Source organism: Azospirillum oryzae (assembly GCF_008364795.1).
Taxonomy (GTDB): Bacteria; Pseudomonadota; Alphaproteobacteria; order Azospirillales; family Azospirillaceae; genus Azospirillum; species Azospirillum oryzae.
The window spans coordinates 128,896-150,840 of record NZ_VTTM01000001.1 but is presented as its reverse complement, the minus strand read 5'-3'; the positions used below and the strand labels follow the sequence as shown (position 1 = coordinate 150,840).

22 protein-coding genes are annotated in these 21,945 nt (G+C 68.6%); 13 read left to right on the top strand and 9 right to left on the bottom strand.

All coding sequences use genetic code 11. The features are described 5' to 3' along the window. The 3 genes from FZ938_RS00735 (at window position 1) to FZ938_RS00725 (ending at window position 3,495) form a co-directional block, all read left to right on the top strand. Window positions 1-2,526 (top strand): heavy metal translocating P-type ATPase metal-binding domain-containing protein, encoded by a 2,526-nt coding sequence (locus FZ938_RS00735; RefSeq protein WP_149196812.1) that lies wholly within the window; start codon window positions 1-3, stop codon window positions 2,524-2,526. Next, window positions 2,447-2,650, top strand: coding sequence for a cbb3-type cytochrome oxidase assembly protein CcoS (gene ccoS / locus FZ938_RS00730; protein WP_149196811.1), 204 nt, complete (start codon window positions 2,447-2,449; stop codon window positions 2,648-2,650). Before FZ938_RS00735 ends, ccoS begins: the two co-directional genes overlap by 80 nt. Before the next feature lie 158 nt (window positions 2,651-2,808). After that, window positions 2,809-3,495: a Crp/Fnr family transcriptional regulator gene (locus tag FZ938_RS00725; protein WP_083897443.1), complete on the top strand. Its 687-nt coding sequence runs from the start codon at window positions 2,809-2,811 to the stop codon at window positions 3,493-3,495. Between the two features lie 59 nt (window positions 3,496-3,554). Here FZ938_RS00725 and FZ938_RS00720 read toward each other — a convergent pair whose 3' ends face one another. The 4 genes from FZ938_RS00720 to FZ938_RS00710 form a co-directional block, all read right to left on the bottom strand. Then, a complete protein-coding gene (locus tag FZ938_RS00720) occupies window positions 3,555-4,622 on the bottom strand; it encodes a COX15/CtaA family protein (RefSeq protein WP_149196810.1) in 1,068 nt (355 codons plus the stop codon). Window positions 4,623-4,711: 89 nt separating this feature from the next. Next, a complete protein-coding gene (locus FZ938_RS00715; RefSeq protein ID WP_149196809.1) occupies window positions 4,712-5,206 on the bottom strand; it encodes a lysozyme in 495 nt (164 codons plus the stop codon). Between the two features lie 143 nt (window positions 5,207-5,349). Then, window positions 5,350-5,499, bottom strand: a complete 150-nt coding sequence (locus FZ938_RS30405) for a hypothetical protein (RefSeq protein ID WP_174757351.1) — start codon at window positions 5,497-5,499, stop codon at window positions 5,350-5,352. A 106-nt stretch (window positions 5,500-5,605) separates the two neighbouring features. After that, a complete protein-coding gene (locus tag FZ938_RS00710; RefSeq protein WP_149196808.1) occupies window positions 5,606-5,869 on the bottom strand; it encodes an usg protein in 264 nt (87 codons plus the stop codon). Between the two features lie 355 nt (window positions 5,870-6,224). On the opposite strand from FZ938_RS00710, the gene groES reads away from it, so the two are divergent. The 6 genes from groES to FZ938_RS00680 all read left to right on the top strand — a co-directional run bounded on the left by groES (window position 6,225) and on the right by FZ938_RS00680 (window position 12,215). After that, complete coding sequence (gene groES / locus FZ938_RS00705) at window positions 6,225-6,515, top strand: co-chaperone GroES (protein ID WP_014248860.1); 291 nt, start codon at window positions 6,225-6,227, stop codon at window positions 6,513-6,515. Window positions 6,516-6,563: 48 nt separating this feature from the next. Then, the gene (groL, locus tag FZ938_RS00700) at window positions 6,564-8,207 is read left to right on the top strand and encodes a chaperonin GroEL (protein ID WP_149196807.1); all 1,644 of its coding nucleotides are present in this window, start codon (window positions 6,564-6,566) and stop codon (window positions 8,205-8,207) included. A gap of 264 nt (window positions 8,208-8,471) precedes the next feature. Next, a complete protein-coding gene (locus FZ938_RS00695) occupies window positions 8,472-8,828 on the top strand; it encodes a hypothetical protein (protein ID WP_149196806.1) in 357 nt (118 codons plus the stop codon). A 15-nt stretch (window positions 8,829-8,843) separates the two neighbouring features. Then, window positions 8,844-9,761: a DMT family transporter gene (locus FZ938_RS00690; RefSeq protein WP_149196805.1), complete on the top strand. Its 918-nt coding sequence runs from the start codon at window positions 8,844-8,846 to the stop codon at window positions 9,759-9,761. A 423-nt stretch (window positions 9,762-10,184) separates the two neighbouring features. Next, the gene (locus FZ938_RS00685) at window positions 10,185-10,886 is read left to right on the top strand and encodes a response regulator transcription factor (protein WP_246457569.1); all 702 of its coding nucleotides are present in this window, start codon (window positions 10,185-10,187) and stop codon (window positions 10,884-10,886) included. 153 nt (window positions 10,887-11,039) lie between these two features. Next, complete coding sequence (locus FZ938_RS00680) at window positions 11,040-12,215, top strand: ATP-binding protein (RefSeq protein WP_149196803.1); 1,176 nt, start codon at window positions 11,040-11,042, stop codon at window positions 12,213-12,215. Between the two features lie 121 nt (window positions 12,216-12,336). Here FZ938_RS00680 and FZ938_RS30400 read toward each other — a convergent pair whose 3' ends face one another. After that, window positions 12,337-12,681, bottom strand: coding sequence for a hypothetical protein (locus FZ938_RS30400; protein WP_174757349.1), 345 nt, complete (start codon window positions 12,679-12,681; stop codon window positions 12,337-12,339). Window positions 12,682-12,922: 241 nt separating this feature from the next. Here FZ938_RS30400 and FZ938_RS00670 point away from each other — a divergent pair, with 241 nt between their 5' ends. Beyond that, the gene (locus tag FZ938_RS00670) at window positions 12,923-13,933 is read left to right on the top strand and encodes a zinc-binding alcohol dehydrogenase family protein (protein ID WP_149196802.1); all 1,011 of its coding nucleotides are present in this window, start codon (window positions 12,923-12,925) and stop codon (window positions 13,931-13,933) included. A 25-nt stretch (window positions 13,934-13,958) separates the two neighbouring features. On the opposite strand, the gene FZ938_RS00665 is transcribed toward FZ938_RS00670, so the two are convergent. Further along, window positions 13,959-14,852, bottom strand: coding sequence for a LysR substrate-binding domain-containing protein (locus FZ938_RS00665; protein WP_149196801.1), 894 nt, complete (start codon window positions 14,850-14,852; stop codon window positions 13,959-13,961). 192 nt (window positions 14,853-15,044) lie between these two features. Here FZ938_RS00665 and FZ938_RS00660 point away from each other — a divergent pair, with 192 nt between their 5' ends. Next, complete coding sequence (locus FZ938_RS00660) at window positions 15,045-15,566, top strand: substrate-binding domain-containing protein (RefSeq protein WP_149196800.1); 522 nt, start codon at window positions 15,045-15,047, stop codon at window positions 15,564-15,566. Between the two features lie 183 nt (window positions 15,567-15,749). After that, the gene (locus FZ938_RS00655) at window positions 15,750-16,250 is read left to right on the top strand and encodes a GNAT family N-acetyltransferase (RefSeq protein ID WP_149196799.1); all 501 of its coding nucleotides are present in this window, start codon (window positions 15,750-15,752) and stop codon (window positions 16,248-16,250) included. A gap of 3 nt (window positions 16,251-16,253) precedes the next feature. Here FZ938_RS00655 and FZ938_RS00650 read toward each other — a convergent pair whose 3' ends face one another. Next, the gene (locus FZ938_RS00650; protein WP_149196798.1) at window positions 16,254-17,807 is read right to left on the bottom strand and encodes an ATP-binding protein; all 1,554 of its coding nucleotides are present in this window, start codon (window positions 17,805-17,807) and stop codon (window positions 16,254-16,256) included. Between the two features lie 612 nt (window positions 17,808-18,419). Here FZ938_RS00650 and FZ938_RS00645 point away from each other — a divergent pair. Further along, window positions 18,420-20,288, top strand: a complete 1,869-nt coding sequence (locus FZ938_RS00645) for a GGDEF domain-containing protein (protein ID WP_149196797.1) — start codon at window positions 18,420-18,422, stop codon at window positions 20,286-20,288. Window positions 20,289-20,316: 28 nt separating this feature from the next. Here FZ938_RS00645 and FZ938_RS00640 read toward each other — a convergent pair whose 3' ends face one another. Together FZ938_RS00640 and FZ938_RS00635 are read right to left on the bottom strand one after the other, a co-directional pair. Next, window positions 20,317-21,093: an ABC transporter ATP-binding protein gene (locus FZ938_RS00640; RefSeq protein ID WP_149196796.1), complete on the bottom strand. Its 777-nt coding sequence runs from the start codon at window positions 21,091-21,093 to the stop codon at window positions 20,317-20,319. A gap of 5 nt (window positions 21,094-21,098) precedes the next feature. Then, on the bottom strand, window positions 21,099-21,944 hold the full coding sequence (locus tag FZ938_RS00635; RefSeq protein ID WP_149196795.1) for an ABC transporter ATP-binding protein: 846 nt from the start codon (window positions 21,942-21,944) through the stop codon (window positions 21,099-21,101). Window position 21,945 lies beyond the last annotated feature (1 nt).

Genomic DNA, 21,945 nt, shown 5'->3' with positions numbered 1-21,945 from the left:
ATGACCGTCTGCCTCCATTGCGGACAAGAGCTGGGCGAGGGCGCACAGGCTGGTGCCGGTGCCGCGAACGCCAGTGCCACGACCGCCGCCGATGGTGCGGGTCCCTTCTGCTGCACCGGCTGCGCCGCCGCCTACGACCTCGTCCGCGGTCTGGGGCTGGAGCGCTATTACGAGCGCCGCAGCGTCGATCCCACCGCCCGCCCGCTGCGCCCGGACGATGCCCCGGCGGCCGATTACGAGCCGCATGCGCGCGAGGAGTCCGACGGCAGCCGCAGTCTGCACCTGATGGTCGACGGCATGCAGTGCGCGGCCTGCGTCTGGCTGATCGAATCGGCGCTCAGCCGCCAGCCGGGCATCGGTCAGGCCCGGATGAACATGACCACGCGCCGGCTGACGGTGCGCTGGAATCCGAAGGAGACCGACGCCAACGCGGTGGTCGGCACCGTGGCGCAGTTGGGATACCGCGCCGTGCCCTTCGACCCGGAGCGGCTGGGCGGCGCCCAGGCCAAAAGCGAGAAGGAACTGCTGCGCGCCATGGCGGTGGCGGGCTTCGCCATGGGCAACGTCATGCTGCTGTCGGTGTCGGTCTGGGCCGGCCACAGCCAGGGCATGGGCACCGCCACCCGCGACCTGATGCATTGGGTTTCCGCACTGATCTGCATGCCGGCCATCGCCTATGCGCTGCGTCCCTTCGCGCGCTCGGCGCTGTCGGCCCTGCGCCACGGCCGCACCAACATGGACGTACCGATCACCATCGGTGTCCTGCTCGCCACCGGCATGAGCCTGTTCGAGACGATCCACAGCGGCGAGCACGCCTATTTCGACGGCGCGGTGATGCTGCTGTTCTTCCTGCTGATCGGCCGCTATCTCGACCAGCGGGCGCGCGGCCGGGCGCGGTCGGCGGCGGAACAGCTGCTGGGCCTGCGCGCCAACGCCGTCACCATCCTGAACGAGGACGGGACCAGTGCCGTGGTGGCGCCGGAGCAGGTCGGCCCCGGCAGCATGATCCTGGTCGCGGCCGGCGAGCGCATCCCCGTCGACGGCCGGGTGTCCGACGGCGTGTCCGACCTCGACACCGCGCTCATCACCGGCGAGACGGTGCCGGGCACCGCGCGGCCGGGCGATCAGGTCTTCGCCGGCACCCTGAACCTGACCGCGCCCCTGCGCCTGACCGTCACCGCGGTGGGGGAGGGCACGCTGCTGGCCGAGATCGTCCGGCTGATGGAGGTGGCGGAGCAGGGCCGCGCCAAATATGTCGCCATCGCCGACCGGGTGTCGCGCCTCTACGCTCCCGTCGTGCATCTGACCGCGCTGACCACCTTCGCCGCCTGGATGCTGCTGGGCGGGGTGGTGTGGCAGGACGCGCTGATGAACGCCATCGCCGTGCTGATCATCACCTGCCCCTGCGCGCTGGCGCTGGCCGTGCCGGTGGTGCAGGTGATCGCCAGCGGCCGGCTGATGCGTCAGGGCACCCTGCTGAAAAGCCCGACCGCGCTGGAACGGCTCGCCGCCATCGACACGGTGGTGTTCGACAAGACCGGCACCCTGACCGAGGGGCGCCCGGTGCCGCAACTCGACGGGCTGGCGGCGGAGGATCTGGCGCTGGCGGCCTCGCTCGCCGCGGCCAGCCGCCATCCGCTGGCCCGCGCACTGGCCGCCGCCGCGCCGGAAGTGCCGGTGGCCGCGGGCGTGCGCGAAATCGCCGGCGCCGGCCTGTCCCTGCAGACGGCGGACGGCGAGGTGCGGCTGGGCAGCCGCCGCTTCACCGGCGCGCCGCCGGAGGCCGAGGACGCCGCCGGTCCGGAGCTGTGGCTGGCCCGTCCGGGCGAGGAGCCGCGCCGGATCGTCTTCCTCGACGCCCCGCGTCCCGATGCCGCCGCGGTCGTGACGGCGCTGAAGGCGCGCGGGCTGGAGGTGAAGCTGCTGTCGGGCGACCGCAAGGGCGCGGTGGCGGCGGTGGCGGAGCGGCTGGGCATCGCCGACTGGCGGGCCGAGCAGACTCCGGCCGACAAGACCGCGGCACTGGCCGAACTGGCGGCGCAGGGCCGCACCGTGCTGATGGTCGGCGATGGGCTGAACGACGCCCCGGCACTGGCTGCCGCCGCGGTGTCGATGTCACCCTCCACCGCGGTGGACGTCAGCCAGACCGCCGCCGACGTGGTGTTCCAGGGCCGGCTGCTGCGCCCGATCGTCGAGACGGTGGAGGTTGCCCGCCGGTCCGGCCGGCTGGTGAAGCAGAATTTCGGCATCGCCCTGGTGTATAACCTGTGCGCCGTGCCGCTCGCGATGGGGGGGCTGCTGACGCCGCTGCTGGCGGCGCTGGCCATGTCGTCGTCGTCGCTGATCGTCATTCTCAACGCGCTGCGGCTGGCCCGCGGCGCCGTCGTCAAGGATCTTCCCGTGCGGGACATCGCCGCGCGGGAAGTGTCGGGCAAGGATTCGGGTGATGGACGAGCTTCTCTATCTGATCGCGATCGCGCTGAGCCTGGGCGGTCTGGGGCTGGCGGCCTTTCTGTGGGCGCTTAAGTCCGGCCAGTTCGACGATCTGGACGGAGCGGCCCACCGCGTCCTGTTCGACGACGATCCGCCGCCGCCCGCCCGCGCCGGACATGAACCGGCCAAGCCGGCGGAGGCCGCGCGCGGGCAATAGCCACAGGCCCGGTATGGGCAATGAAAGGGTTGTATGCGTGCGAGGTTGCGATTCTCAGCGATTGCCACCAATATGGGCCCATGCGGAATGAAAGGCTGGGTTCCTCCATGCCACCCTTCGATACGGTCCGGGCTCGCGACAAGAGCGCTGCGACGGAAATGAATCCCTGCGGGGCCTGTCCCGTGCGCAGCCTGACGGTATGCGCCGCGCTGGAACCGGAGGAATTGCGCCGTCTTGCCGACATTCTGCAGAACGTGCGCATCGACGCTGGCCACACCCTGTTCGCCGAGGGTGACGCCGCCGACGCGCTCTACAACGTCACGTCGGGCACGGTGAAGCTGTACAAGCTGCTGCCGGACGGGCGCCGCCAGATCACCGGCTTCCTGGTGACCGGCGATTTCCTGGGGCTGGCTGTCAACGACAGCTATGCCTACACCGCCGAGTCGGTGACCAGCGCCTCGCTCTGCCGCTTCCCGCGCAAGAAGATCGACGCGTTGCTGGAGGAATTTCCCAAGATGCAGCGGCGCCTGTTCTCCATGGCGTCGAACGAGCTGGCCGCTGCGCAGGACCAGATGCTTCTGCTCGGCCGCAAGACGGCGAAGGAGAAGATCTGCTCCTTCCTGCTGATGCTGTCGCAGCGCGCCGCCCGCCGCGGCCACAAGGAGAACCCGGTCTTCGTGCCGATGAGCCGCGCCGACATCGCCGACTATCTCGGCCTGACCACCGAAACCGTCAGCCGCACCTTCACCCAGCTGAAGACCGCCGGGGTGATCTCGCTGCAGGAAGGCAACAAGGTCCTGATCGCCGACCTCGACGCGATGTACGATCTGGCCGAAGGGGCCTGACGCGGCCCGACGGGGGGCATCCACGGCATTGCCGTGAACGCCGCCGCACTACGAAGCGGTCAATCCACCGGACGCAGTTCGAACAGCAGCCACACCAGCATCGACACCACCAGAATCGCGCCGGCCTGATGGGCGGCGGCGATGGGGATCCACACCACGGTCAGCAGCGTGGCGATGCCCATGGCGATCTGCAGCAGGACCATGGCGCCCGACGCCAGCGCGGCGCGGCCGGCGCGGCCGGGCAGGCGGGCGTTCAGGACGCGGGCGGCCAGCACCACCACCACCACCCCGGTGAGGATCGCCAGCGCGCGGTGGATCAGCTGGATCGCCGCGGTGTTCTCGAACGGGTTGATCCACCAGGGAGTCAGCGTGTTGACTTCCGGCGGGATCCAATGGCCGGCCATCAGCGGGAAGGTGTTGTAGGCGAAGCCCGCATCCGATCCGGCGACGAAGGCACCCCAGACGATGGTGACGGCGACCAAACCCAGCGCCCAGCGGGCGTGGCGGCGCAACGGCGCCGACTCCGGCCGCCAGCCGGCCAGCGGCAGCGGGTCAAGCAGGCCCAGCGCGGTGCGCAGCAGCAGGGCATAGATCAGGATCGCGGTGCTGAGATGCAGGGCCAGCCGGTAATGGCTGACGTTCGGCGAATCGACCAGCCCGCTCTTCACCATGAACCAGCCGATGCCGCCCTGCAGCCCGCCCAGCAGGAACAGACCGGCCAGCTTCGGCCAAAGCTCTGCCGAGACGCGGCCCTGCATCCAGAAGCGCAGGAAGGGGATCAGGAAGACGAAGCCGATCAGCTGGCCCCACAGCCGGTGGAACCACTCCCACCAGAAGATCGACTGGAAGCCGGCAAGATCCATGTGGCTGTTGTAGATGCGGAATTCCGGCGTCGCCTTGTACAGGTCGAAGACGCGGTTCCATTCGGCCGAGGACAGCGGCGGCAGGATGCCGATCAGCGGCTTCCACTCCACCATCGACAGGCCGGATTCCGTCAGCCGGGTGATGGCGCCGATCACGGCCATGGCCAGCACCATGGCGGCGCAGACCAGAAGCCAGACGGCGATGGGCCGGTTCGGGTTGGGACGGGTGGAGGCGGCGAGGCTGTCGGAGGCGAAGGCGGTCAAGGCGGCATTCCGGAGCACGGCGGTGGGATGTTCGCCAATGTGGTGCGAACATCCCGTCCCGTCAAACGCCTCCTGCCGCCATAGCCGGATCAGGCGGTGCCGTCGGCGGTGGTCACGCCGGTCTGGGGCTGGGCGGTCCGGCCCTGGAACAGTGCCTCTTCCGCCGCGCGGCGGGCGACGAGGCCGGCCAGCTTGGTCGGCTTGCCGTTCACCGTGGCATAGACCCAGCGGCCGAACTGGTCGGCGGCACCGGCGTAATCGCCGGCATTCAGCAGCTTCAGCAGGGTCGAGCTTTGCAGGCTGCCGGCACCCAGGTTGAAGACGAAGGAGGACAGCGCGCCGCGCTGGTCGTCGTTCAGCGCCACCTTCACCAGCCCGTCGACGCGGCCGGCCGCCTCGGTCAGGTCGGAGGCGAGAAAGGCGTCGGCCTGCTCCGCGGTGATGGTCTGGCCCATCTTCACCCCGGCGGTGTGGCCGTAACCGATGGTGGGAACGCCGGCCGGGCAGAGATAGGCGTTGAGGTACAGGCCCTCGAAATGCTTCACGAGATCGACCGCGGCTTGGCAGACCGGCTTGGTGGTCATGGATGCTAACTCCCGGTTGGCGCGCCGGGCGGACACCCTCCGCCCGCAACGGAGGCGATCGTATGCGAAATGCGCGCTTAACGGGAAGGATAGAATGCAAATTGTCGTAATTTGCCGCAAGCCGGCCGGGGAGTCCCGCAGAGTCAGGGCGTCAGCGTCTGCGCGGCGCCGAACAGCACGAACAGGGCGAACAGCAGCGCGAACAGCCCGGCGATCGTCGTGACCTCCAGCAGCGCTTCCACCAGCCGGCCCTCGCGATTCCGCCACTCCTCCGCCTTCCGCTTCGCCCCCATCGTCCCCTCCACCTCTGCAGCTCCGGTATTCGATAAAATTTTAGCGAATACCGGGGGGTGGTGCTGTGACGGCAGTCACAGGGGGCCGAAAGGGCGCCGGCCGGGATCAGTGAAGGCGGAAATCGGCGGCGGCGTGGCGAAGCTCGCCGGGGGTGATCAGGGTGTGGCTCGCCAGCCGCACCGAATGCAGCTTGCCGTCCAGATTGCGCTGCCAGAAATCGAGGAAGCGGCGCAGCACCGGATAGTCCGGCGCCTGGTCCAGCTCCTGCCACAGGTAGCACTGCAGCAGGCCGGGATGGTCCGGCATATGGTAGAGAATCTCGGCGGTGGTCAGGCGGAAATCGCGGAGCTGGAGGCTGAGATCGGCCATGCGCGGTCTCCCGTTCGGTGGGGGGATCGGGTGGGTCTAGCGGTGTCCGGTTCCTCCCGGTGCCGTCCCGGCAGGGCGGCAGGCGCCGGAACGGTCGGGTCCCCGGTGACCGTTTGAAGAAATCTTGCCGCCGCGCGGGTCGGGGTGCAACGGAAAATATCGTCCAATTCCAACATGTTAGCAGCATATTGCCGTGAGTGCTGCCGGCATTCGCGCCAAATTCCGAAACGAGCCTCTTGAATCCCCAAACCGGTTCGATTAGCTGTCTGGCACTCGCCGGGTGGGAGTGCTAACAGCCGCCGCCCGCGCCAATTCACGTCAGTCAGAACCAAGCCTTGATCCAAGGAGGCATTCCATGAAGTTCCGCCCGCTGCACGACCGCGTCGTCGTCAAGCGTCTGGAGTCCGACACCAAGACCAAGGGTGGGATCATCATCCCCGACACGGCCAAGGAAAAGCCGCAGGAAGGCGAGATCATCGCCGTCGGCCCCGGCGCCCGTGACGAGGCCGGCAAGGTCGTGGCGCTGGACGTCAAGGCCGGCGACCGTATCCTGTTCGGCAAGTGGTCGGGCACGGAAGTGAAGATCGAAGGCGTCGATTACCTGATCATGAAGGAATCGGACATCATGGGCGTCATCGAGGCCTAAGTCCTCCGCCCGTATCCTTCGAAATTTACAAGTTAAAGGAATCGAGACATGGCTGCCAAAGACGTCAAGTTCGGCCCCACCGCGCGCGAAAAGCTGCTGCGTGGCGTTGACATCCTCGCCGACGCCGTGAAGGTCACGCTGGGCCCGAAGGGCCGCAACGTCGTGATCGAGAAGTCCTTCGGCGCTCCGCGCATCACCAAGGACGGTGTGTCGGTCGCCAAGGAAATCGAGCTGTCGGACAAGTTCGAGAACATGGGCGCCCAGATGGTCCGCGAGGTCGCCTCGAAGACCAACGATCTGGCCGGTGACGGCACCACCACCGCCACCGTCCTGGCCCAGGCCATCGTCCGCGAAGGCGTGACGAAGGTCGCCGCCGGCCTGAACCCGATGGACCTGAAGCGCGGCATCGACATCGCCGTCGCCGCCGTCGTCGCCGACATCCAGGCCCGCGCCAAGAAGGTCACGACCAACGACGAGATCGCCCAGGTCGGCACCATCTCCGCCAACGGCGAAGCCGAGATCGGCAAGATGATCGCCCAGGCGATGGAGCGCGTCGGCAACGAGGGCGTCATCACGGTGGAAGAGGCCAAGAGCCTGGACACCGAGCTGGACGTCGTCGAGGGCATGCAGTTCGACCGCGGCTACCTGTCGCCGTACTTCATCACCAACGCCGACAAGATGATCGCGGATCTCGAGAATCCGTACATCCTGCTGCACGAGAAGAAGCTGTCGGGCCTGCAGCCGCTGCTGCCGGTCCTGGAGTCCGTCGTGCAGTCGTCGCGTCCGCTGCTGATCATCGCCGAGGACATCGAGGGCGAGGCCCTGGCCACCCTGGTCGTCAACAAGCTGCGCGGCGGCCTGAAGATCGCCGCCGTGAAGGCCCCGGGCTTCGGTGATCGCCGCAAGGCGATGCTGGAGGACATGGCCATCCTGACCGGCGGCCAGGTCATCTCGGAAGACCTCGGCATCAAGCTCGAGAACGTCACGCTCGACATGCTGGGCACCGCCAAGAAGGTCGTGATCTCCAAGGAGACCACCACCATCGTCGACGGCGCCGGCGAGAAGGCCGACATCGAAGCCCGTTGCGGCCAGATCCGCGCCCAGGCCGAGGAGACCACCTCGGACTACGACCGCGAGAAGCTGCAGGAGCGTCTGGCCAAGCTGGCCGGCGGCGTCGCGGTCATCCGCGTCGGCGGTGCGACCGAGGTCGAGGTGAAGGAGCGCAAGGACCGCGTTGACGACGCCATGCACGCCACCCGCGCCGCGGTGGAAGAAGGCGTGGTCGCCGGTGGCGGTTCGGCCCTGCTGTACGCCGGCAAGGCCCTGGACAAGCTGGTCCCGGCCAACGACGAGCAGCGCGTCGGCATCGACATCATCCGCCGCGCCCTGCAGGCCCCGGTCCGTCAGATCGCCTACAACGCGGGCACCGACGGTTCGATCGTGGTCGGCAAGCTGCTGGACCAGAACGACCCCAACTTCGGCTACGACGCCCAGAAGGGTGAGTTCACCGATCTGGTCGCCGCCGGCATCATCGATCCGGTGAAGGTGGTCCGCACCGCCCTGCAGGATGCGGCCTCGATCGCCGGCCTGCTGATCACCACCGAGGCGATGATCGCCGAGAAGCCGGAGAAGAAGGCTGCTCCGGGCGGCATGCCGGGCGGCATGGGCGGCATGGACGACATGGGCTTCTAATAGCCCATCGGCCGACCGTTCCACGGTTCGGGAAAGGGGCGCCTCCGCAAGGGGGCGCCCTTTTTCTTTTGCCCGGAGGGAAGCGGGGGAGCGGGTTGCGCCCATTCGCGGCCATCGCGAAAAGCCCCAACCCAAAAATGTCAAGGCGAAGTCCGCCTTGCTTTGCCGCGGTCGCCTCCCAATAATCCGCCCCTCTCTTGCCGGGTGCCCCAGCGTGGGGCGCCGGCCTCCTGACTTCCGTATATTTCAACGAGGGCCTGTTCCATGCGCTCCTTCGAGGGCCAGCATTCCGACAACGTCGCCATCAAGCGCAGCCGCGAGGAGAAGCAGCGTCAGCTGGTTCAGCTCAAGGAGCAGCTGGCGACGCTGAAAGCCCACGCGGCCCCCGCCATCCGTGAAGCGTTGGTCAAGCGCATCGCCGAACTCGACGCCGAGCTGCGCCAGCCCGCCAAGCCGCCCCGCGAGGGCCGCGAGGGGCGCGGTGGCGAGGGCCGTGAAGACGCGCCGCGCCATCCCCGCCGAGAATCCCGCCCCAGCGTCTTCCGCGCCGAAGACAGCGGCGACCGCGGCGGCGCCTTGTCCGCGTCCAGCGTCTTCGCCTCGCCCCGCCGCCGCAGCTGAAGCACGGACAGCCCGATGCCCGCCAACCGCGTCGCCTCCGCCAAAGGATCCCGCCTGGCCGATCAGGCCTGGCTGCTGATGATGCTGCCGCCCCTGTTCTGGGCCGGCAACGCGGTCCTGGGGCGCGCGGTCGCCGGGGCGGTGCCGCCCATCGGGCTGGCCTTCTGGCGCTGGTGCCTGGGCATGCTGGTGGTGCTGCCCTTCGCCTGGCCGCACCTGCGCCACGACATCACGCCGATCCTGGCGCGGTGGAAGAGCGTCCTGCTGCTGGGCACGCTGGGCATCGGCATCTACAACACCTTTCAATACATCGCGCTGAACACGACGACCGCGCTGAACTGCGTGATGCTGCAGTCGTCGATGCCGGTGATGATCGTGCTGATGAGCCTCGTCCTGTTCCGCGACCGGATCGGGGCGATGCAGGGGGTGGGGATCGCCGTCTCCCTGGTCGGCGCGATGACCCTGATCTCGCATGGCGATCCGGCGACGCTGCTGGGACTGCAACTGAATGCCGGTGACGTCTGGATGCTGGCGGCGGTGGTGATCTATGCCGCCTATACCACCCTGCTGCGCCGCCGGCCGGCGATCCACGGGCTGAGTTTCGTCGTCGTCACCTTCGCCATCGGCGCGGTGGAACTGCTGCCCTTCTATATATGGGAGAGCGTGAGCGGGCATCCGGTGCAGGCCAGCGGCATCACGCTGCTGGCGGTCGGCTACACCGTGCTGTTCCCGTCCATCGCCGCCTATCTGTGCTTCAACCGGGCGGTGGAACTGCTCGGTCCCAACACCGCCGGTCTCGCCATCCATCTGGTGCCGGTCTTCGGCAGTCTGCTGGCCATCCTGTTCCTGGGCGAGCAGCCACATCTGTATCACGGGATCGGCATCGCCCTGATCGCCGCCGGCATCGTCCTGGCGACCCGCCGCCGGGCATGAGCGGAGGTGAGACCAGCCTCAGTAATAAAATTTCCACCAAAGAGAAATTTTAAAACTGCGTCTAGGAAACAAGAAGTTAGGATTGAGTTACTTCGTGTGCGACAAATTTGCAATGGCGTCTTCTGTAAGCCGGCAGTCGGTCCAGGAGAAGAACTTGCGAATATACTTGCGAAGTTCGCCATCTGGTTTTGTACCGCGCCGCGGGATAGCGCCTTGATTGGGATTCTTGTTCGGGTGTTCGCCCGTATAATATCCCCGATATCCTTTTAGACATCCCCACTATCCCTCGCGCCTGCGGCGGTCAATAAGGGATGACCGCTAAAATGTGGGTCATGGCGGCGGTTCGGTAGCGGATCGATCGTCGTGTGGAGCCGGCGCTGTTCGCCGGTCCGATGTGGTGGAGGTCCCAAGATGCCCCTGCAAATGTCCGCGCCCGCTTACACGCAAACCGCCTGCCTGGTTCATATCGTCGACGGCGACCTGCTGTCGCGCAGCACGCTCTCGCGGGCGCTGGGCGCCGTCGGCATCGCCTGCCGGGTTCACAGCACCGCCGCCGACGCGCTGGCCGTGCTGGGCACCGCGTCGGCCTGCATCGTCCTGCGCAGCGACCTGCCGGACATGACCGCCATCGAATTCATGGCCGAGGCCTCGCTGCACGGGCATGACCTGCCGGTTCTGGTGGTGACCGAGCAGGGCGACGTCGACGCCGCCGTGGCCGCGATGAAGGCCGGCGCGATGGATTGCATCGCCCATCCCTTCGCCATCCCGGCCTTCCTGGAGCGGCTGCGCGCCTGTCTCGCCTCCGGCAATCCGCAGGCCCAGCAGCGCGACCGCAGCCGCGACGCCGTCCGCCGGCTGGCTCTGCTGAGCCGCCGCGAGTCGGAGGTCTTGGAACTGATCGTCGAGGGCAAGCAGAGCAAGACCATCGCCTGGGAACTGGGCATCAGCATCAAGACGGTGGAGGTCCACCGCGCCCGCATCATGGAAAAGACCGGCTGCCGGTCCATCGTCGGGCTGGGCCGCCTGTGGGAGGCGGCGGAGATCCTGCGCGGGCGCGACCTGCCCCATGGGCTTCCCGTCCGCCAGCCGGCCCAGCCGGTACTGATGGAAGTCGCGGCATCCTGACGCAGGGCACGAGGCGGCATCCTGGAAGTTGCGCTTCGTCCGGCTCCGGCCGGACGAAAAATGAGACGAGACGTGTCCTTTGCGTGGGCTTGACCCCAAGAGGATTGTAATGTTCTGGCGATGAGCAACCAGAACGCCGACAGGAGCGGTCCGATGTTCCCCGATCATGGTCACCGTCGCATTGCCGTGGCGTCGCCCGACGACATCGCCACGGCGCGTCGGATCGCGGCGGAGCGGGCCGAGGGCGTTCTGGCGGCCGACGAAGCGGCCCGGCTTGACCGGCTGGTGACCGCGCTGGCCGAGCATGCGCTGGGCCTGCCGGACGGGACTCTGCTGATTGCGCGGATGCGGTCGGGCGCCGGTGTCGAATGCCTGGCCTACGACCGCGATCCCGCCACCGCCGAACTGCCCGCGCCATCCGAGGGCGATGCGCCCGCCGGGCTCGGCGTCGCGCTGGAAACGGTCCGGGCGCAGGCCGACCGTTTTCACATCCATGCCACGCCGGGCATCGGCTCGGCGTTGCTGGCCCGCGTGTTGCGGCCCGGGGCGGACGATGCGCCGCCCGCCGACGCCATGGTGCAAACCGGGTCCGTCATGGTCGAGCGGAGCGGGGGCGAGGCCGCGCGGGGCGGCCCCTTCCTCGACCATTGGTTCGTCAGCTGCGCGACCGCCCGTGGCGGGTACGGCCCCTGCGGAATCGCGCTGATGATCGACGGCGACACGGTGGCCGGCGGCAATGCAGGCGTGGACGCCGGGGCCGGCGAGGGCGAGGGCGAGGTCTATGGTCCTCCCCGCTATCCCCCCACCGTGATGACGCCCGGGGTGATCCGGCAGGTGGAGACGGTGGTCGCCGCCACGGTGCCCGGCCTGCCGGCGCCCATGGTGGTCAATGCGATCCGGCGCGATCTGAAGGGGCGGCCCGAACTGGGGCTTTCCGAGGACAAGACCCTGGCGCAGATCGGACGGGCCGCCGTCGCGGTTCTGCGTTTCGACGCCAAGGCTGTCGACTATACCGCGCTGGGCACCGTGGCCGGGGCGGTGGTGCGGCCACAGGAACTGACGGCGCTCGGCGCGCGCTGGGCGATGATCGGCTTCAACCCGCTGGCCCCGGCCGCCGTCCATCTGCTGTGGGGACCGGGCGACCACGTCGTGCTCTACACCGGCGGATGCGCCCGGCTGCCCGCCCTGTTCATCCGCCGTGACCTCCGCACGGTCGAACCGACGCTGGCGGCGCTGGTCCTGCTGCGCGACGGCGCGGTGTGCGACGACGACCACACCATCCTGGTACTGCGCAACCGCGCCGATCAGGTGCCGGCGTCGGCCGCCTGACGAAGGAAGCCTATCGGGATCCACAGCGTCGTGCGTTTCATATTAAACGCATGACGCCGTGGCTTTATGCTTGGCGATCGGATTCACGTTCCAAATCGATTCCGATTCTACGCGATCCGATCTAGCGGCCCCAGCCGTGCGGGCCGCCCGGGCGTTCCCATGCATGCGGGTCGCCGTTGTGGTTCCATTCCCGGCGGTGCCAGCCGCGATCCCCGCGATCGCCCCAACCGCGGTCGCCCCAGCGGCGGTCGCCATCCCACGAGCGGTAGCGGTAGCCGGGCTGCACGATGACCGGCGGCGGCACCGCATAGACGGTGGGCGGCGGCGCCACCACCGGCCCGCCGTAAGCGGGATAGTAGGGATCGTAGCCATCGTAGGCGACACAGCCGGACAGCGTGGCCGCACCCGCGGCCAGAAGCAGGGCGGTCAGCATCTTCGGCAGGATCGTCGGACGGATGGTGCGCATGGCCTTGCTTCCTGTCTTGCGGAGGACCGGGATCGGTGAAGAAAGCGGTCATCGGTACAAACAGCCCAACCCGCCCGGCTATTCCATACCCCTTTGGCGTCACCCTGTCCGGAGCGGGTGCGGCGGTAAGCCGTCCATCGCGGTTTCTGATGGATGAAACAAGAACTATGAATTTCACATATCCGGCGGGCGCCGCCATCCTGTGTCTCGACTTCCTCCACAGCATGAAGACGAGGCCATCATGAAAGCCATCGGCTACCGCAAATCCCTGCCCATCACCGATGCCGACGCGCTGATCGACGTCGAGATCGACCGCCCGACGCCCGCCGGCCGCGACCTGCTGGTCCGGGTGGAGGCGGTGTCGGTCAACCCGGTGGACACCAAGCTGCGCCGCAACGCCTCTCCGGCCGACGGCGACCTGCGCATCCTGGGCTTCGACGCCGCCGGCATCGTCGAGGCGGCCGGGCCGGGCGTGACCCTGTTCCGTCCCGGCGATGCGGTGTTCTATGCCGGCGCCATCGACCGTCCCGGCACCAACAGCGAGTATCATCTGGTCGACGAGCGCATCGTCGGCGCCCGTCCGGCCAGTCTGAGCGTCGCCGAGGCCGCCGCCCTGCCGCTGACCGCCATCACCGCCTGGGAAATGCTGTTCGACCGGCTGGGGTTGCCCCGCGATGGTGGTGAGGGCAAGTCGCTGCTGATCGTCGGCGGGGCCGGCGGCGTCGGCTCCATCGCCATCCAGTTGGCCCGCCGGTTGACCAAGGTCCGGGTGCTGGCCACCGCCTCGCGTCCGGAGACCGCCGACTGGGTGCGCGAACTGGGCGCCCATGACGTGATCGACCACAGCCGGCCGATGGCGCAGCAGGTGAAGGCGCTGGGGCTTGCCGGTGTCGATTACGTCTTCTCCACCAACGCGACCGACCGCCATTTCCCGGATCTGGTCGAGCTGGTGGCGCCGCAGGGCCATATCGGGTTGATCGACGATCCGGAGCCCATCGACGTCCGCCTGCTGAAGCGCAAGAGCGTCTCGCTCCATTGGGAGCTGATGTTCACCCGATCGCTGTTCCAGACCGACGACATGATCGCCCAGCACAAGCTGCTGACCGAGGTGTCGCGGCTGGTCGATGCCGGCACCCTGCGCACGACGCTGACGGAAACGCTGGGCCGCATCGACGCTGCCACCCTGCGCAAGGCCCATGCCCTGATCGAATCGGGCAAGGCCCGCGGCAAGGTCGTGCTGGAAGGCTTCTGATCCGCCGGCGCGTCCCCCCGCCGCTCTACCCCGCCAGGGCGAGCGGCGGGCGGGCCGGGCGCATCGCCGCCAGGCTCTCCACGATGAAGCCGACCAGCGGTTCGGCGAGGCGGCGGTTGCGCGGCGTCTCGCCGAAGATCGCCATTTCGACATTGCCCAGCTCGGGCAGCCCATCCTCCACCCCCAGCCGGCGCACGCCGTCGGGCACCGAGGATTCGCTGAGCACCGCCACACCAAGCCCGGCGCGGACGGCGGCCTGCACCCCCATGACGCTGGCGCTGGTGTAGACCACCCGCCAGGACCGTCCGGTCTCGCCCAGCGCCGCCAGCCCGCGGTTGCGGAAGACGCAAGGGGCCGGCAGGGCGCAGAAGGGCAAGGGGCCGTCGGCCGGGATTTCCAGACCGGGGGCGGCGATCCAGCGCATCGGCTCGGTCCAGATGGCGCGGCCGCGGCTGTCGCCGGCATCGCGGCGCGAGATCACGAGATCCAGCTCTCCGGTATCCAGCGCCGTGACCAGATCGCTGCACATCCCCACCCGCACGTCGATGTGCAGGCGCGGGTGCAGCTTGGCGAAGCGGCGCAGCACATGGGGCAGATGGTCGGACAGGAAGTATTCGGCGACGCCCAGCCGCAGCTCGCCCTCCGCCGCCGGTTCGGTGAAGCGGCGCACCGTCTCGTCGTTCAGGTCCAGCAGGCGGCGGGCATAGCCCATCAGCAGTTCGCCGTCATGGGTTAGCGCCAGCGACCGGCTGGTGCGCTCGAACACCCGGCGGCCGAGAAGATCCTCCAGCTTCTTGACCTTGACGCTGATCGCCGACTGCGTCCGGCCCAGCCGTTCGGCCGCCGCGGTGAAGCCGCCGGCCTCCGCCACGGTGACGAAGGCGCGCAACGCGTCGATTTCCAGGTCGGGCAGGGACATGAGGATGCATTCCGGATGATGATCGGTGCCCCCTATCCTATCGCGATCGCTCATGGATGGCGAGCGGCGCATCGGTGCGGCCTGTGGGACAAGCGGCGGCCGGGCCGTTGAAGCCGGGCGGGAGCATCCTCATTGTCAGCCCCCGGGCTTCGCCGTCCGGATGTCCGACGATCCTGAGGAGAGAGACGCCCAATGATCCGTTTTTCCGCGCCGGCCGGCAGTTTGGCTCTCGCGTTTGCCGCTGTCGCCCTGCTCGCCGGCTGCCAGATGCCGGGCACCATGCCGCCGCCGCAACAGACCGCCGCCCTGCCGCCGCCGGCCGTGCCCAAGCCGCCGCCGGAAGCCCGCGGCATCTGGATCGTCGGCAGCCCGGCCCTGCGCGGCACCATCGATCAGGCGGCGGCCAAATATGACGGCGGTCCCGACACCAAACCGCATCTCGATGCCCGCGGCACCGCCGCCGGTTTCCGCGCCTTCTGCGCCGGGGTCGGGCTGGACCATCCCGACATGGTGGCCTCCGACCGTCAGATCAGCGCCGCCGAATACAAGCGTTGCCGCGCCGCCGGCGTCACGCTGACCGAGTATGATTTCGGACCGAAGCGCTTCGTCTACGTCAAGGACTCGCACATGATGGCGGTGCCCGGCGTCAACGACTTCGTCACCAGCTGGAGCCAGAGCGGCAAGCCGGTGAGCGCGCCGACGGCTGGGAGCTGAGGGGCGGGAGTAGACTGGAAGACACTCACAGTCTTTTCCTTCTCACGGGGCCGCTTCGCAAGCGGCCCTTTTTTCTTTGCTTCGGGCATCCGCGGAAAGGCAGGGATCAGGCAGTCAATTTGGTGGAACTAAATCCAATATAATGGAATCATCGGGTGGGTACCGAAACGGAGGACTCCAACCATGACTCATGCCATACGGGCGGCGACGGACGCCGACTTGCCTGCGATCCTTGCCATTTTGAACGAGGCGATCCTCAACACCACGGCAGTGTGGAGCCTGACGCCGAGCACGCTGGAGCAGCGCCGTGCCTGGATGGCGGAGCGTCAGGCAAAGGGCATGCCCGTGTTGGTGTGCGAACTCGACGGCGTAGTCGTGGGCTTTGCGTCCTACGGCGAGTTTCGCCCGTGGGAAGGGTACAAGCACACGGTCGAACACTCGATCTATGTGGACCCGTCCGTGCATGGCAAGGGGATCGGGCGAGGTCTGCTGGCTGCCTTGCTGGACGATGCGAAGCTGAACGGCAAACATACGATCGTTGCCGGCATCGAAGCGGAAAACATTGCGTCAATCCGTTTGCATGCTGGCTTTGGGTTTGTCGAAGCCGGCTCCCTGCGTCAGGTCGGCCGCAAGTTCGACCGTTGGCTCGACCTTCTGTTCATGCAGAAGCATCTGACCGCGTGACGCTCACCCCGCCGCGAACAGCCCACCCTCATCGGGGGCGTCGGCCGCGTCATCGGCGTTGGGATCACCCAGCGCGGTTTCCCAGCCCAGTGCCGGCAGGGTGATGGCGCGGGTGTTGCCGAGGCCGCTGCGGCTGGTGATGAAGCCGCGCTGTTCCATGTAGGTCAGCAGGCGGCGGCCGCGTCCCTTCGACCGGCTGCCGCAGGCGCGCGCCACGTCGGCGTCGGACGGGCAGGGGGCGTGGTCCAGCGCGGCGCGGGCCAGCAGCAGGAAGACCGGCTGGATGTCCTCCGCGAGCGTGGCGGCGACCTCCGTCGCGCGCTGCCAGGCGGGATCGTCGCCGCTGCCGGCCCCGGCGCGGGCGGTGGCGAGACGGCGGCGGAAGGCGGGCAGGGCCAGACGGTCGCCGTCCACCCCGCGGCCCCGGCAGCGCACCAGGAAATCCTGGTACAGCACGGCGAGCGAGCGGTAGGGCGCCTCCGGGTCGGCCAGAACCTCGGCCAGAACTTGGTCATACTGGGCTTCGCGCTCGGCGGCCTGTTCAGGCGTTTCCTCCGGCTCCAAAGGCAGCAGGGCCGGCTGTTCGGTGGCGCTTTCATCGGTTGACGGCGGCGGGGCGGCGGGACGACCGCGCGCCAGTTGCGCCATCAGGTCGGCACTGGCCGAAGTGGAGGGACGGCGCACGTAGCGCGGCGGCTCCGGTTCGGTGGTGGTAAAGATCAGGTCGCGGGCGTCCGCCACCGGTGTGGCGGGGGGCGGCATCAGGGTCGGGCTGCCGGTGCGGCCCTGGGTCTCCACCGCGCCGATGCGCAGCGGCAGCGGACGGCGCGACAAGGCGGGGCCGAGCGCGATGAAATGCCCGCGCTCCAGGTCGCGGAACATCTCCGCCTGCCGGCGCTCCATGCCCAGCAGGTCGGCGGCACGCGCCATGTCGATGTCGAGGAAGGTGCGGCCCATCAGGAAGTTCGACGCCTCCGCCGCGACGTTCTTCGCCAGCTTCGCCAGACGCTGGGTGGCGATCACCCCGGCCAACCCGCGCTTGCGGCCGCGGCACATCAGGTTGGTCATGGCGCCGAGCGAGACCTTGCGCGCCTCGTCCGACACCTCGCCGGCGGCCGAGGGGGCGAACAGCTGCGCCTCGTCCACCACCACCAGCATCGGATACCAGAAGTCGCGGTCGGCATCGAACAGCCCACCCAGGAAGGCGGCGGCGTGGCGCATCTGCATTTCCGCGTCCAGCCCCTCCAGGTTCAGGACGACGGAAACGCGGTGCTGGCGCACGCGGGCGGCGACCGATTGCAGCGCCGCCTCGCTGTGCTCGTCGGCCTCGACCACCACATGGCCGAAGCGTTCGGCCAGCGTGACGAAGTCGCCTTCCGGGTCGATGACCGCCTGCTGCACCCATTGGGCGCTCTGTTCGATCAGCCGGCGCAGCAGGTGCGACTTGCCGGAGCCGGAATTGCCCTGGACCAGCAGACGGGTCGCCAGCAGCTCCTCCAGGTCGAGCGTCGCGGCGCTGCCCGCGTTCGTCGCCCCCATGTCGATGCCGACCTTCATCCCGCTCGCCTCCCGCTCACCCGAACCGCCCTCATGACTGGCGGGGCCTTCCTATAGCGCAGGCGGGCGCGGCGATACGAGGATTCGATTCGGGACCGCCGGGCCGCGGACGAGAGGTCACTCTCCGAGCGATTGAGCGGCAACGGTGCGGATGAGCGTTCCGGTGGTGGGGTGGGTCTTGCGGCGGAGGGCGGTTTGACCATATTCTGGCGGACAGGAGGGTGCGGGGCCAACCGCACCCCCCGTCCGGCCCGGTTACTTCAGCAGGTCAAGGATCGCCTTGATCAGCTGAAGCACCAGGACCAGGAGGACGAGTGCTTTTTCCACTCCGTGCTCCCAGGTAGGTGGGACGCGGGCGGTGGCCATTCCGCCGCCCGGTTCCCACCATTGCATGCATAGCGATGCGCGGTGGTGCGGGCAATGCGCATTCCACCGCACCGTGTGTGCGGTCGGCCTGTGATCAACTGGAATTCGGATCCTGCCTGTTCCTCCGCGTCTGCGGCGGGAGGGCGCGTTGCGCAACAACGTGGCGCTGCGGTCATGAAACCGCAAACAAGCTCTGTTACAAGCGGATGCTGATCCCAGACGGGACCGGCGCTGGCGGACCGAGCGATGACTGTGCTGACCACGACTATGGCCGGGATTGAAACCGGGAGGTTGGAGAGCGGCCGTGCCGAGTCCTATGGCGCGAACTGGACCGCCGTCCGCTCCGCCGACGGTGCCGCCGCGGCGTTCGATTGGGCATCGGCGGTCGGGCTCTTGCGCTATGCCTTCCAACCCATCGTCCAGCTGCGGTCCGGCCGCTGCCATGGCTATGAGGCCCTGCTGCGCGGGTTCGAGCGCACCGGCTTCGCCAATGCGGGCGAATTGCTGGATGCCGCCGAGGCCGCCGGCCTGCTGGCGACGGTGGAGACGGCGCTGCATGCCAAGGCGGTCGCGGCCTACCGCGCGCTGGCGGGTTGGAGCGAGGCGAAGCTGTTCCTGAACCTGGACGCCCGGTTGATCGGCCGGCCCGACTCGCCCTGGCTCGCCCGCGATCCGGCGGCATCGCGCAACAGCGGCATCGTGCTGGAACTGTCGGAAAGCCGTCCGGTGCCCAGCGGCGTCGCGGTGGATGCGGCGGTGGACCGCTACCGCCAGAGCGGGGTCGGGATCGCCATCGACGATTTCGGCGTCGGCCATTCCGGCCTGCGCACGCTGTACGAAGCGCGGCCGGACTATGTGAAGATCGACCGCTTCTTCATCGCCGGCATCGACGCGGATTCGCGCAAGCGGGCGCTGGTGGCGGCACTGGCCGGCCATGCCCATGCGCTGGGCATCCAGATCGTGGCGGAGGGGGTGGAGACCGCGACCGAGTTCTACACCTGCCGCGATCTCGGCTGCGACTTCGCGCAGGGCTTTCTGATCGCCCGGCCGCGGGTGGATCTGACCGGGCTGCCCAACCGCTATGCGATGGTGGAGGACCTCAACCGCCAGGACCGCCGCCAGCCCAGCGAGTCGCACCGCCGCCTGTCGGAGGTGATCGAACGGCTGCCGCCGCTGCGGGTCGATTCGCGCAAGACCGAGCTGCTGGACTATTTCCGCCGCGACGGCAGCGCGCCCATCGCACCGATCACCGACGAGCATGACCGGCCGCTCGGCCTGATCCGCGAGCGCGACCTGAAGCGTTACGTCTATTCGCGCTTCGGCGGGGAGCTGCTGCGCAACCGCGGCCTGGGCGACCGGCTGGACGATCTGGTCATCCGTTCGCCGGTTTGCGACATTTCCACCCCGCTGGACCGGGTGATCGAGGCCTTCTCCACCGAATCCGCCGCCGACGGGATCGTGATCGTGGAGGGCGGCGCCTATGCCGGCGTGCTGTCGAGCGGCGCCCTGCTGCGGCTGGTGCATGAGCGCAACCTGGCGATGGCGACCGACCAGAACCCGCTGACCCGGCTGCCGGGCAACGCCGCGATCCTGCGCCACATCGAAGGGGCGCTGGCCGACCCGGGCCGCGGCCATGTGCTGGCCTATCTGGATTTCGACAACTTCAAACCCTTCAACGACAATTTCGGTTTCCGCCAGGGCGACCGCGCCATCCTGATGTTCAGCGAGCGGCTGAAGGCCTGGGCCGGCAGCGCCGGGGCGGCCATCGACGCCGACGCCTTCGCCGGTCATATCGGCGGCGACGACTTCTTCCTGGGCGTCAGCGGCGGCGAGGAGGGCGAGGTGCTGGCGCGGCTGGTGGAATTGCTGGCCCTGTTCCGCTCCGACGCCGAGAGCCTGTACGACGCCGAAACGCGGGTCAGCGGCGGCTTCCTGGCGAAGGACCGCTATGGGGCGCTGCGGCGTTTCCCTCTGCTGGCGGCCAGCGGCGTCGCCGTGGTGATCCCGCCCGGCTGCGGTCAGCTGACCCCCGACGCCGTCAACGCCGCCATCGCCGACCACAAGGCCGCCGCAAAGGGGGCGGAGGACAAGCTGTGCGTGGTGCGGCTGGGGTGAGGGAAGTTACGGCGCTATTGCCCCATCCTCACGCATAATCCCGGAAGCTTTCCGCCGTCGCGCGGTCGTAGCCCAGGCTGGCGCGCAGGAGTTGCAGGGTGTAGGGCTCGCGCGCGGCACCCCGGCGCAGTTCCTCCACCGTCATCTCCTCCACCAGACGGCCGCGGTTCATCACCGCCAGCCGGTCGCACAGATTGGCGACGACGGCGAGGTTGTGGGTGACCAGCACCAGGGTCAGGCCATGCTCCGCCCGCAGCCGGCGCAGCAGGTTCAGGATTTCCGCCTGGACCGACACGTCGAGCGCCGAGGTCGGCTCGTCCAGCAGCAGGACGCGAGGCTCCAGCACCAGGGCGCGGGCGATGGCGACGCGCTGGCGCTGGCCGCCCGACAACTGGTGCGGGTAGCGGAAGCGGAAGGCGGGGCCGAGACCGACATCGCGCAGCACCCGGTCGATGCGCGCATCGGCGTCGTCCAGCCCGTGGATGGCGATGGGCTCGGCCAGGATGCGGTCCACCGTGTGGCGCGGGTGCAGCGAGCCGTAGGGGTCCTGGAACACCATCTGGCAGAGCTTGTAGAAGGCCTTTTGCCGCTTCGGTCCCTGATCCGCGCCGGCGACGGCGATGCGGCCGGTCCAGTCGTCGTTCAGGCCGCTGACCGCGCGCAGGACGGTGGACTTGCCGGAGCCGGACTCGCCGACGAGGCCGAAGCTTTCCCCCTCCCGCACCGACAGGGTGATGCCGTCCACCGCGGTGACGGCGTCGCCGCCATCGCCGAAACTGACCCGCAGGTCCTGGATGTCGATCATTGTTATCATCCTTCCAGCCAAGCGGGGTCGCGGCTCAGGACCGGCAGGTCGCCCGGCGGCTCGTCGATCTTCGGCAGGCTGGCCAGCAGGCCGCGGGTGTAGGGGTGCCGCGCCGCGTGCAGCTCCGACGCGCGGCAGCTTTCCACCACCCGGCCGGCATACATGATGAGGATGCGGTCGCAGAAGGAGGCGACGAGGTTCAGGTCGTGGCTGACGAAGATCATGCCCATGCCGCGCTGGGAACAGAGGTCGTCGAGGATCGCCAGCACCTGCATCTGCACGGTGACGTCCAGGGCGGAGGTCGGTTCGTCGGCGATCAGCAGGTCGGGGTCGGGAATCAGCATCATCGCGATCATGATGCGCTGGCCCATACCGCCCGACACCTCGTGCGGGTAGCGGTCATAGACCCGCTCCGGATCGCGGATGCGCACCGCGGCCAGCATCTCCAGCGCGCGGCGCTTGGCCTCGGCGGCGCCGGCCTTGCTGTGGACGCGGTAGGCCTCGGCGATCTGGCGGCCGACGGTCATCACCGGGTTCAGCGAGTATTTCGGATCCTGCATCACCATGGCGATGCGCCGGCCGCGGATGTCGCGCATGCGCCTGGGGGACGCCGCCAGCAGATCCTCGCCGTTGAAGGCCAGCCGGTCGGCGGTGACCCGGCCCGGCGGCGGCACGAGGCGCAGGATGGAGCGGCCGGTCATCGACTTGCCGGAGCCCGACTCGCCGACGATGCCCAGCTTCTCCCGGCCCAGCGTGAAGGAGACGCCGCGCACCGCCTCGGCCATACCGGTGCGGGTGGGGAAGGCGACGCGGAGGTTGGAGACTTCCAGAAGGGGAGTTTTGTCCGTCATC

What these genes read in the sequence shown, in the direction of transcription:
- FZ938_RS00735 (WP_149196812.1), top strand. Translation starts at nt 1, where the DNA reads ATGACCGTCTGCCTCCATTGCGGACAAGAGCTGGGCGAGGGCGCACAG.
- ccoS (WP_149196811.1), top strand. Translation starts at nt 2,447, where the DNA reads ATGGACGAGCTTCTCTATCTGATCGCGATCGCGCTGAGCCTGGGCGGT.
- FZ938_RS00725 (WP_083897443.1), top strand. Translation starts at nt 2,809, where the DNA reads ATGAATCCCTGCGGGGCCTGTCCCGTGCGCAGCCTGACGGTATGCGCC.
- FZ938_RS00715 (WP_149196809.1), bottom strand. Translation starts at nt 5,206, where the DNA reads ATGACCACCAAGCCGGTCTGCCAAGCCGCGGTCGATCTCGTGAAGCAT.
- FZ938_RS30405 (WP_174757351.1), bottom strand. Translation starts at nt 5,499, where the DNA reads ATGGGGGCGAAGCGGAAGGCGGAGGAGTGGCGGAATCGCGAGGGCCGG.
- FZ938_RS00710 (WP_149196808.1), bottom strand. Translation starts at nt 5,869, where the DNA reads ATGGCCGATCTCAGCCTCCAGCTCCGCGATTTCCGCCTGACCACCGCC.
- groES (WP_014248860.1), top strand. Translation starts at nt 6,225, where the DNA reads ATGAAGTTCCGCCCGCTGCACGACCGCGTCGTCGTCAAGCGTCTGGAG.
- groL (WP_149196807.1), top strand. Translation starts at nt 6,564, where the DNA reads ATGGCTGCCAAAGACGTCAAGTTCGGCCCCACCGCGCGCGAAAAGCTG.
- FZ938_RS00695 (WP_149196806.1), top strand. Translation starts at nt 8,472, where the DNA reads ATGCGCTCCTTCGAGGGCCAGCATTCCGACAACGTCGCCATCAAGCGC.
- FZ938_RS00690 (WP_149196805.1), top strand. Translation starts at nt 8,844, where the DNA reads ATGCCCGCCAACCGCGTCGCCTCCGCCAAAGGATCCCGCCTGGCCGAT.
- FZ938_RS00685 (WP_246457569.1), top strand. Translation starts at nt 10,185, where the DNA reads ATGTCCGCGCCCGCTTACACGCAAACCGCCTGCCTGGTTCATATCGTC.
- FZ938_RS00680 (WP_149196803.1), top strand. Translation starts at nt 11,040, where the DNA reads ATGTTCCCCGATCATGGTCACCGTCGCATTGCCGTGGCGTCGCCCGAC.
- FZ938_RS30400 (WP_174757349.1), bottom strand. Translation starts at nt 12,681, where the DNA reads ATGCGCACCATCCGTCCGACGATCCTGCCGAAGATGCTGACCGCCCTG.
- FZ938_RS00670 (WP_149196802.1), top strand. Translation starts at nt 12,923, where the DNA reads ATGAAAGCCATCGGCTACCGCAAATCCCTGCCCATCACCGATGCCGAC.
- FZ938_RS00665 (WP_149196801.1), bottom strand. Translation starts at nt 14,852, where the DNA reads ATGTCCCTGCCCGACCTGGAAATCGACGCGTTGCGCGCCTTCGTCACC.
- FZ938_RS00660 (WP_149196800.1), top strand. Translation starts at nt 15,045, where the DNA reads ATGATCCGTTTTTCCGCGCCGGCCGGCAGTTTGGCTCTCGCGTTTGCC.
- FZ938_RS00655 (WP_149196799.1), top strand. Translation starts at nt 15,750, where the DNA reads ATGACTCATGCCATACGGGCGGCGACGGACGCCGACTTGCCTGCGATC.
- FZ938_RS00650 (WP_149196798.1), bottom strand. Translation starts at nt 17,807, where the DNA reads ATGAAGGTCGGCATCGACATGGGGGCGACGAACGCGGGCAGCGCCGCG.
- FZ938_RS00645 (WP_149196797.1), top strand. Translation starts at nt 18,420, where the DNA reads ATGACTGTGCTGACCACGACTATGGCCGGGATTGAAACCGGGAGGTTG.
- FZ938_RS00640 (WP_149196796.1), bottom strand. Translation starts at nt 21,093, where the DNA reads ATGATCGACATCCAGGACCTGCGGGTCAGTTTCGGCGATGGCGGCGAC.
- FZ938_RS00635 (WP_149196795.1), bottom strand. Translation starts at nt 21,944, where the DNA reads ATGACGGACAAAACTCCCCTTCTGGAAGTCTCCAACCTCCGCGTCGCC.